Source organism: Cyclobacterium sp. L-R (genome assembly GCF_056859355.1).
Map to the genome: position 1 here is coordinate 26,357 of NZ_JBSXOH010000081.1, position 10,197 is coordinate 36,553.

The following is a 10,197-nucleotide window of genomic DNA, read 5'->3' on the forward strand; positions in this document are numbered from 1 at the left end:
AATGAATAAAATCAGCCCAACACCCAAGCCACCCTATTACGCCGTAATATTCACCAGCATCAAAAGTGATAACCAAGAAAACTATGCTGAGATGTCTGCTAAAATGGAAAAAATGGTTATCAATCAACCCGGATACCTTGGGCATGAATCCGCGAGCGGTGGGCTAGGAATTACGGTTAGTTACTGGAAAAACCTAGAAGCCATTAAAAACTGGAAAAACCAAAGTGAGCACATGCTTGCGCAAAGCCTTGGTAAATCAACCTGGTACAAACATTATAAAGTCCGGGTCTGCAAGGTGGAGAAAGATTATGGCATTTAATAAATAGGTTCTCTTGTAATTGGGTGGAAGCCTAAAACCTATGTGTTTTCGTAAGCAGACAATTGATATCTTAAGGGAAAGGTAATACCATGAAAAATTTTAGTAGCCAACATTGGCCAAGTTCACTAATCTATTACTGTTCATTGATTTTTGTAGGGGTAATTACATTTGCTTGTTCTACACCAGAAGTTGTGCAGAAAGCTTCAATCGTTCTAAAAGGTGGGGCTATTTATACAATAAGTCCGGATCAGCCACAAGTTGAAGCAGTTGCCTTAAGGGATTCGATCATCATTTTTGCAGGATTGGAGAAAGATCTGGAAGATTATATTGGTGCTGAAACAAAAGTCTTTGATTTAAATGGCAAAATACTTACTCCTGGCTGGATAGAAGGTCATGGCCATTTTATGGGATTGGGTTATAGCGAATTGAATCTTGACCTGTCAAACACGAAAAGTTTCGATGAAATTATAGAAAAGGTAAAAGCTTCAACCAACAAAACACCAGCTGGAAACTGGATCATAGGCCGTGGTTGGCACCAGAGTAAATGGACAAGTCAACCCCAAGAGATCATAAATGGGTTTCCTATTCATCAGGCTTTGAGTACCAAATCACCAGATCATCCTGTGGTACTTTTTCATGCAAGTGGACATGCCTTATTTGCCAATGCAAAAGCCATGGAAATAGCAGGCATTGGCCCATTAAATCAAGAGCTTAGTGGGAAAAGAGAAATCACCGGTGGAGAAGTAATCCGAGATAGGAATGGAAATCCTACGGGCATTTTTAATGAGAATGCCATGGATTTGATCTCTAAACACATTCCTGAAAGCAGTGAAGAAAATGATCTTCTTGCCTTTAATCTGGCCCAGGAAGCCTGTCTTAGAAATGGCATTACCAGTTTCCATGACGCTGGAGTAGGCAGAGAAACTTTAGCCTTCTACCAAAAGATGGAAGCTTCTAGAAAACTTAAAATTCGAATGTATGCCATGCTTAATGGGAATGACAATGCCTTGTTGAAGGAGTGGTATGAAAAAGGCCCGAAAACAGATTCCTGGCTCAGCATTCGATCCATAAAATTATCTGCAGATGGGGCTTTGGGATCACGTGGCGCATGGTTATTGGAGGAATATTCTGATCGACACGGGCACTATGGTCATGAGACCATACCAATGGAGATGGTTTTCAAAACAGCTATAAATAGTATCAAATATGGATTTCAGTTAGCAACCCATGCCATAGGAGATCGGGCCAATCGGGAAGTATTGGATCAATATGAGAAAGCACTTTCGGAGGAAAATGCCTTAAATGCTGATCATAGATTTAGAATAGAACACGCACAGCATCTACATCCTGATGATATACCAAGATTTGCCTCATTAGGAGTGATCCCTTCAATGCAGGCCATCCACTTGTCCTCTGACAGGCCATGGGCAATAGAAAGGTTAGGTGCCGATCGAATAAAGGATGGGGCTTACATGTGGCAGGCCCTTTTGGCTTCTGGTATTCCGGTTATTAATGGAACGGATGTACCAGTAGAACCCCTTTCGCCAATGGCCAATTTTTATGCAAGTGTAAGCCGGAAAACATTAGAGGGAACTCCTGAGGATGGTTATGAAGGGAATCAGAAAATGACCAGAGCTCAGGCGCTTAAGTCTTATACCCTATCGCCTGCATTCGGAGCCTTTGAAGAAAATACAAAAGGGTCCATCACAGTAGGAAAACTAGCTGACCTTGTAGTATTGGATCAGGATATAATGAAAATCGCTGAAAATGAAATTTTAAACACACAGGTAAGCATGACAATAATGAATGGTGAAATAGTCTATCAAAAGGAAGATTAAATTTATAATTGTTTAATGCCTTTATACCCTACTGATCCAAGTATTCTTCGCCAGTAATTACCGGGCTTAACCTATCCAATTCTTCAGTTGTAAATAACCTGGACCGAATCATAAACCTAATTCCCAAAGGAATTTCAATTGAAAAACTACTACCTCTTCCGGGAACCACATCCAAAGTCAATTGGGTATGCTTCCAATAGTCAAACTGATCTTCATTCATAAAAAAATCACAACCATATACCTCTCCCATCCACACATCGCTGCCTCCCACAATAAAGTCGCCTTTTTCGAAGCACATTGGGGAAGATCCATCACAACATCCCCCACTCTGGTGAAACATCAAATCATTGTCATGAGATTTTTTTAATTTATCAATAACTGCTTTTGCTTCTTCTGTAACAATCACTCTGGGGACATATTCTTGCATGGCAATTTCGGTTTTATATAAGAAAAAAAATGCCGGAGTCACAAGACATCCGGCACTTTGTCAATTAAAAGAAACCCAATTTATTTTTATCATACGAGATTAACATGTTTTTTGTTTGCCTGTAGTGGTCTAACATCATCAAGTGATTTTCCCTACCAAATCCAGATTTTTTGTAACCTCCAAAAGGTGCGTGCGCTGGGTAGGCATGGTAACAATTGACCCAAACCCTACCTGCTTTGATAGCCCTTGGAACTTGATACAGCTCATGGGCATCTCTAGACCATAGGCCAGCGCCCAAACCATACATGGTATCATTGGCTATTTCTATTGCTTCTTCGGTTGTTTTAAAGGTGGTAACAGAAGTCACTGGCCCAAAAATCTCTTCCTGAAAAACCCTCATTTTATTGTGTCCTTTAAAAATGGTAGGCTGTACATAATAGCCTGTTTCAAGTCCACTGTTCAGGCCAGCCTTGTCACCACCGCATAGAATTTGAGCACCCTCTTTCTTACCAATATCCATGTAGGACATGATTTTTTCTAACTGATCATTGGAAGACTGTGCCCCCATCATCGTGTCTTCGGCCAAAGGATGTCCCATTTTAATTGCTTTGGTTCTTTCGATCACTTTTTCCATAAACACATCATAGATGTCTTCATGAACTAAAATCCTTGATGGACAAGTACATACTTCTCCTTGATTAAAAGCGAAAAGCACAGCACCTTCTACTGCTTTATCAAAATAATCGTCATCGGCATCTGCCACAGACTTCATAAATATATTTGGAGATTTACCACCTAATTCCATGGTGACCGGTACCAAATTTTCTGATGCATATTGCATAATAAGTCTACCTGTAGTCGTTTCTCCAGTAAAAGAAACTTTAGCTACTTTTTTTGAACTAGCAAGAGGTTTTCCTGCCTCAGGCCCAAAACCAGTAACAACATTAAGTACACCAGGAGGTAAAATGTCTCCGATCAACTCCATTAGCACCATTATACTAGTAGGTGTTTGTTCAGCCGGTTTCACCACTGTGCAACAGCCTGCTGCCAGCGCTGGAGCCATTTTCCAAGTGGCCATTAATAAAGGGAAATTCCAAGGAATAATTTGCGCCACTACTCCCAGAGGTTCGTGTAATGCGATACTTACGGTGTTTTCATCATGTTCGGAGATTGTACTTTCATCGGCTCTGATCACCCCTGCAAAATACCTGAAATGATCAATAACCAAAGGCAAATCTGCCGCTCTGGTCTCTCTCAATGCTTTGCCATTGTCTACCGTTTCTATCCTAGCTAGCATTTCGAGGTTTTCCTCTATTACATCTGCTATTTTATTAAGCAGTCTGCTCCTTTCAGCAGGAGATGTTTTAGACCAGGTTTTAAAGGCCTCGTGGGCTGCATCCAAAGCCAAATCAACATCTTCTTTGTTCCCTCTTGCGGCTTTGGTAAATGGTTTGCCATCAATTGGGGATATATTGTCAAAATATTCACCTGAAGATGGTGCCACCCATTTTCCTCCTATAAAATGGTCGTACTTTTCTTTTACTTTTGGTCGCTCTACTGGCGTACTTTGGGATAATGTTTGTGTTGACATTTTTTTATTATTTTGAGTTTTATCAAATTTATAAGTAAATTAATTTTCAAAATCGACCTGATGGACCATCTTATCCACCTGATTTATCATTTAGGAAAATTTATAATTTGAACCCAAGTCTTTTGAAAATTAAAATAGGCATAATTTATGCTGCCCAAATAACCTATCGTTTGAAAAGAATATGCCAAGAAAACCCTTTATAGCTGGAGTTCCCTGGAGAGAGGAAAGGGATTTAAAAACATTGGTAGAAAACCGTACCACCTATTCTCTAAATAATTGTGAGCTCAATATTTTTGAAACACATCAGCAAGCATCAAGTGTAAATTTGAGCTTTGGTGATTTGGTTTTAACCACGATGATAAAGGGCAAAAAAGTAATGCACCTTTTTGATAAACCTGGATTTGAGTACTTACCAGGAGAGTCGGTTATCGTTCCACCTAATGAATTGATGAAGATTGATTTCCCCGAAGCCAAATGGGACAATCCTACCCAATGCATTGCCCTCTCTATTTCACAGGAGATGATAGAAAACACTTTTAATCTTTTGAATGAAAAATTACCAGACAAAGTGTGGCAAAAACAATGGGGACTGGATTTGAATTATTTTCACCTTATAAATAATCAAGACTTATCAGAAATAATCAATCGATTTATAAGAATAGGTGTGAAGGAAAGGTCTAAAGAAAAAGACCTGATAGCTTCTTTGGCTTTAAAGGAATTGCTAATTCGATTGTCCCAAACACAGGCAAGAGACATTCTCGAAAAGACCTACAAATCATTGGCAAGTAGCAATAGAATTGCTCATGTGGTCAATTATATCAAACAAAACCTGCAGCAAGATTTAACATTGGAAGTTTTAAGTGCCAAAGCCTGTATGAGTAAAACACACTTTTCAAGAACATTCAAAGAAGAGTTAGGTATCAGTCCAATGGAGTATATTTTAGAACAAAGGTTGAATAATGCGGCCCAATTATTACAGCAATCAGCCTATCAGGTACAAGAGGTTTGTGCATTGGCTGGCTTCAATAATGTTACCTATTTTATAAGGGCTTTCAAAAATAAATTTGGGGAAACGCCGAAGATTTACCAAATGAAAAATTTTTAGTTGAATTGAAAACACCTTCCTGTTAAAAATTAGCTCGGATTCTATCTCTTTCCTTATAATTTTTAGTCTCTAGACATAACAGTTTTAAAGACTATAAATAGAATTTTATCAGCGCTGAATTATTTTTATATTATTTAACAATAGAGAATCTATTACGTGCTGAAATCGCTTTAAAATCAACCATTTCGTTGCTGTTTTAATTTCACCATTGCGGCGCTATGCTAAAATCCCCAAACGACCTGATTTTCTTACAATTGCAACATTCATCACGAATCTAATTACATAATCCGGGTTAAATCCATTTTACACCTCATTATTCAATCCTTTTTTTAAGTTTGACAAAATTAATTAAAATATTAGGTTAAAAACTTTTGTATACATAAATTTGTATTTTAAATTATTTTTTATGCGTTAGAAATATATTAATTTTTAATTTTATGAAAAACGCATTCTTTATTATCCTAATTACTTTTTTAGGGTTTAAAACCTACTGTCAGGAATTACCAGACAATAGCAAAGTAACTTGGGGGACCACAAAGAAGAACAGTCTTCATGAGAATACCCTCCAAAAGGTTATTTTAAAAAGTGGAGAAGAATATTTAATTACTCAAAATTACATTGAAAGCCAGATTATGAAATTCCCTGGTTTTCCAACTTTACAAAGTTATGATAAAAACTTTGATCTGTTAAAATCTAAAGATTTAAAAAAACTAGATTTGCCGAAATTCTAAATGTTCGAAGAACTGTTACCCATTAAGGACAAATTGTATTTATTTTATTCCAGAAATGAAGACAGAGATGCTGCAAAGAATATTTATATTTTAGAGTTGAACAAGAAAACCCTTGAACCTATAGGGGAACCAAAATGTATTGCGAAGGGTAATTCTGCCAACAAAGCGCCTACTATTAATCCCCGTAAAAACTTCAACAATAGAGTTAATATTCATTTTTCTCCTGATTCGACCAAATTATTGGCCGTTGAATTGATTTATAATAAATCAAAAAACCAAAGCGAGTTTATCATTAAAACCTTTGATCAGGAGCTCAATTTACAATGGAGCAAATCCTATATTGATACAGATTTCGAAGACGGTTTTTCTTCAATGAAACCAATTATAGACAACCAGGGCAAAGTACATTTTATTGTAGAAACGATTGAACGTAAAAAAACTGCTATAATTTTTGGAACAAAGTTATACAAATATAAACTTATCAGCATTGATGGAACCAATCGAGAAGCTATTAAAACCAATATTTCTATACCAGAAAATTACTTAAATGAATTGGCTTTAAAACTGACCAATAATGGCGACCTATTTATAGCAGGTTTTTACTCCGATAATAAAGGGTTTTATAATTCTATAGGAAGTTATAGCCGACTTCTATCCTCATTAGACCATTCAAACATTTTTGAAAGTATCGATCAATTTGAAGCTGATTTTCTACCTGAAAAAGAAGTTGAAAAAGCCAAAAAACGCAACAAAGGAAAACCTAGAGATACCAATTATTCTGTCAGGGATATTTTCCTAAAAAGTAATGGTAGCATAGTGGTTATAGGTGAAAACCGTAATCGGACAATTTCTTCCTTTTCTCCACCTCCCATTTATAGGGGGCCAAGTAGCACACCAGGCATGACAAGTACCCCTAACTATAATTCGTACTCCAATTCACCGGTTGAAAGGTTTTATTATAAAAATATTGTATTGATTGAGTTTTCGCCCACTGGAACCAAAAATTGGATAAGCAAGGTTAAAAAAAACCAATATAGCATTGAAGATGGTGGACTTTTCTCCTCTTTTCATGCCACACTTATTGATGATGACATTTATTTGATGTTTAATGATCGTGAAGAAAACATCAGAGTCAAGGAATTGGTCATCCCAAAAACATTCAATCCCCGAACTAGAAAAAAAGATTTTGTGCTTTCTTTGGTAAAAGTTAATAATAATGGAGATCAAGATAGGTACGAACTATCTAACTTTAAGAAAACAAAATTGATTTCCAGAGCAAAAGCCTTTAGCAAGACGGGAGACCATGAAATACTTCTTTTTGAAGAGTAAAAGAAAAAATACAGGTTGGGAAAACTCAGCCTTGAAAAAAGTTTTTCTAGTAACCAATAATATCATTTTTAAGGTAACGTCATTAAATTAAACCATTGCAAAAGGATTTATTAGCCTTTGCAATGGTTTTTTTTTACAAAAAAAAACCTACATATGGTACATTCTTCTAGCCAAGGGGTATTTAACTAACAATCACAAATATTATCTACCAATGAAGAAGACTTTTAAAGCTGCGCTTATCCTAGTTGCGGCACTATTAAATTGTAATTACCTCTTTGCCCAAGAAAATGCTGACCATTTTTGGAAGCCTGTAGAGGATGCCCCTTTCTTACAAGAACGGAGAGAGGTGATACCGACAGATACTCCCATAAGTCAGGTGGCTATATTAAATGAATCTGTTTATATCGTTAAAGATGGCAAATTAGCTCTTCTACAAGGAGACAAGCTGATTTCTGTAAAAGCAGCTCCCGACCAAATCAATAAAATTGAAGTATTAAAAGGTGGTCTATGGGTAAGCAGCAATTCTGGGCTTTATCTATTTGATGACAAAAAATGGACTAAAATCAGCGCAGTAAAGTTTGTAGACTTTTGTATGCACCTGAATCAGGTCCATGTAGCTACTACGGAATCCATTTTTAAATATGAAGGTGGTAAATTAACCAATATAATGCCTGAGGGAGGATTTCTTTCAAGTGATGTAACCATGTTTATGGAAGATGGTAGTCAGCTTCTCGCCGATCCTGTTACTTTAGGTCCTATTACAGCCATTGAAAGTTATAGCCAGACTCTTCATATTCTGCGCCCAGGAGAATTGGTGCAATTGGCAGGAAAAGTGGTCAACGAACACCTTATTGATTGGGGAAATTTGCCATCAAAAAACACCAAAGACTTACTTAGTATTGGAAGCAAACTTTATATCAGTACCGATCGGGGATTAGGCTTGCTTAGAGGAACTTCTCTTACACAAATAAAAGGAGCTGATGGTTTGCCTGTAGAAAATACTGATCAAATGGTCAAAGGTTTTGACAGGGACATGTGGATAGGAACTCCTCGTGGTCTTATCAGGATGACCGCTGAAGAATTTCACTATTTTGGCTCAGACCTTTGGTTACCCGACAATAAAGTCAATGGAATTGCAAGCACCAAGAATAAAGTAGTAGCTGCGACAGATGGAGGACTAGGCATTATACATTATGAACCGTATACTTTACTGAAAAAAGCTGCGCATTACGAGCAATGGATGGAAGCTTACGGACATAAAAGAATGGGCTTTGTTCATCTATTGACCAAAAGAAAAGGAGAATGGGAAAGAGAGATAAGTGACAATGATGGTGCCCATACGGCTACCTACCTGGCAGCTATGAGTTACAAATACGCAGTTACCGGTGAAGAAGCTGACAGAAAAGAAGCATTAGATGCTTTCCAGGCCATGCTATTTCTTGAAAGGGTTACCCCGATAGAAGGGCTTATCTCAAGAGCTGTATTTTCCAGAGAAGGTGACTCTGGGGGTTTAGATAATAGAGGCTCTGGTGGTTTACCAGCCAAATGGTACGCCACTTCGGATAGCCTATGGTACTGGAAAGGAGATGCTTCAAGTGATGAGGTAATTGCGCATTATTACTCTGTAGCCATTTTTCACGATTTGGTAGCCAAAGGAAAAGAGAAGGAATTGGCCAAGGAACATATGACAAGAATGACTTCTTATATTATGGACAATGGCTGGGAATTAATAGATGCTGATGGTGAACCTACAAGGTGGGGTCGATGGAACCCAGAATATTTGCTAAGGCCTTACGGTTATGAAGACCGTGGAATTAATGGTTTAGAAGTCTTGGCTTTCACCTATGCTACCTATGCATTAACCGGGGATGAAAAATACAAAAAGGGCTATGAGCAATTGGTGAAGTGGGGTTATCCAGAAAATACAGTTAAACAAAAGAAAACCTTTCCTCCTTCTCAAATTGCTCCATGGGACGATAACCTTGCCTTGGAAGCCTACATGATCTTGCTTCCCTATGAAAAAGATCCAGACTTGCGTTCCACTTACCTGAGGAGTTTAGAGAGAACCTATGAAATCAAGCGCATGGAAAAAATCCCTTGGTTTAACTTTACCTATGCAGCCCTTACAGGCAATGATGCTGATCTCGAAGCTGCAACAAAACATCTCAGAGAATGGCCATTGGATTGCAGGGATTATAATTACAGCAACTCTCATAGAGATGACCTCTTTGTAGAAAAAGGGTATATCTCCTATGAAGGTGGCCTTAAAGCCATGTCTCCAAGGGAAACCGCTTTATTGCGTGAATCCAGAAGAGCAATTGTTCTGGACGGTGGCAGAAATGGAAACAGGATCATGGAGCCTACCGGTTATCTAAGAGATTACTGGAAAGGAAGGTATTATGGCTTTATTAAAGCGCCAACTGTTACAGATCAGAAACTATTGGAAGTAGAGAAAATCAGTCAATCCAACCCTGGTGCAAAGCCTTATAATGGTACCAAAAGACCTGATTTCTTGAAATAATTGATCAAGATTAAAAAGTAAGTAATTAAAGGTGACTGACTTATGAAGCAGTCACCTTTTTTTAAGTCTTAAAACTTAAAGTAGGAAATATCCATTCTTATTAATGAGGGAATATCTTTTAAACAGATTAAACCCGAAATATGCAATAGACATTCTATTACGTGCTGAAATCGCTTTAAAATCAGCCACTTCGTCGCTGTTTTCAATTTCACCATAGCGGAGCTATGCTAAAATCTCCAAACAGCCTGATTTTCTTGCGATTGCAACACTTCCCGTAAACACGGGACAGGCTTCACCCCTGACTATTGTCAGGACGGAGAAATCCTATTACATAAT

At 37.7% G+C, this 10,197-nt stretch carries 8 protein-coding genes; 6 read left to right on the top strand and 2 right to left on the bottom strand.

The window, feature by feature from the left end; all coding sequences use genetic code 11:
* The first annotated feature begins 1 nt into the window (after window position 1).
* Window positions 2-319: an antibiotic biosynthesis monooxygenase family protein gene (locus tag AC13EX_RS15090; protein ID WP_048643370.1), complete on the top strand. Its 318-nt coding sequence runs from the start codon at window positions 2-4 to the stop codon at window positions 317-319.
* A gap of 89 nt (window positions 320-408) precedes the next feature.
* Entirely contained in the window at window positions 409-2,157 is a 1,749-nt protein-coding gene (locus AC13EX_RS15095) for an amidohydrolase (RefSeq protein ID WP_482893324.1), read from the top strand.
* A 28-nt stretch (window positions 2,158-2,185) separates the two neighbouring features.
* Here the strand turns inward: AC13EX_RS15095 and AC13EX_RS15100 are convergent, their stop codons facing one another.
* On the bottom strand, window positions 2,186-2,584 hold the full coding sequence (locus AC13EX_RS15100) for a DUF779 domain-containing protein (protein ID WP_482893325.1): 399 nt from the start codon (window positions 2,582-2,584) through the stop codon (window positions 2,186-2,188).
* Window positions 2,585-2,648: 64 nt separating this feature from the next.
* Window positions 2,649-4,175, bottom strand: a complete 1,527-nt coding sequence (locus AC13EX_RS15105) for an aldehyde dehydrogenase family protein (protein ID WP_048643367.1) — start codon at window positions 4,173-4,175, stop codon at window positions 2,649-2,651.
* A gap of 181 nt (window positions 4,176-4,356) precedes the next feature.
* Here AC13EX_RS15105 and AC13EX_RS15110 point away from each other — a divergent pair, with 181 nt between their 5' ends.
* The 4 genes from AC13EX_RS15110 (at window position 4,357) to AC13EX_RS15125 (ending at window position 9,861) form a co-directional block, all read left to right on the top strand.
* The gene (locus tag AC13EX_RS15110; protein WP_482893327.1) at window positions 4,357-5,280 is read left to right on the top strand and encodes an AraC family transcriptional regulator; all 924 of its coding nucleotides are present in this window, start codon (window positions 4,357-4,359) and stop codon (window positions 5,278-5,280) included.
* Between the two features lie 437 nt (window positions 5,281-5,717).
* The gene (locus tag AC13EX_RS15115; protein WP_482893328.1) at window positions 5,718-6,011 is read left to right on the top strand and encodes a hypothetical protein; all 294 of its coding nucleotides are present in this window, start codon (window positions 5,718-5,720) and stop codon (window positions 6,009-6,011) included.
* The gene (locus AC13EX_RS15120; RefSeq protein ID WP_482893329.1) at window positions 6,012-7,340 is read left to right on the top strand and encodes a hypothetical protein; all 1,329 of its coding nucleotides are present in this window, start codon (window positions 6,012-6,014) and stop codon (window positions 7,338-7,340) included. It begins immediately after the preceding gene.
* 211 nt (window positions 7,341-7,551) lie between these two features.
* Window positions 7,552-9,861 carry a hypothetical protein gene (locus AC13EX_RS15125; protein WP_482893330.1) on the top strand — a complete coding sequence of 770 codons (2,310 nt, stop codon included), beginning with the start codon at window positions 7,552-7,554 and terminating at the stop codon, window positions 9,859-9,861.
* Window positions 9,862-10,197: the final 336 nt, after the last annotated feature.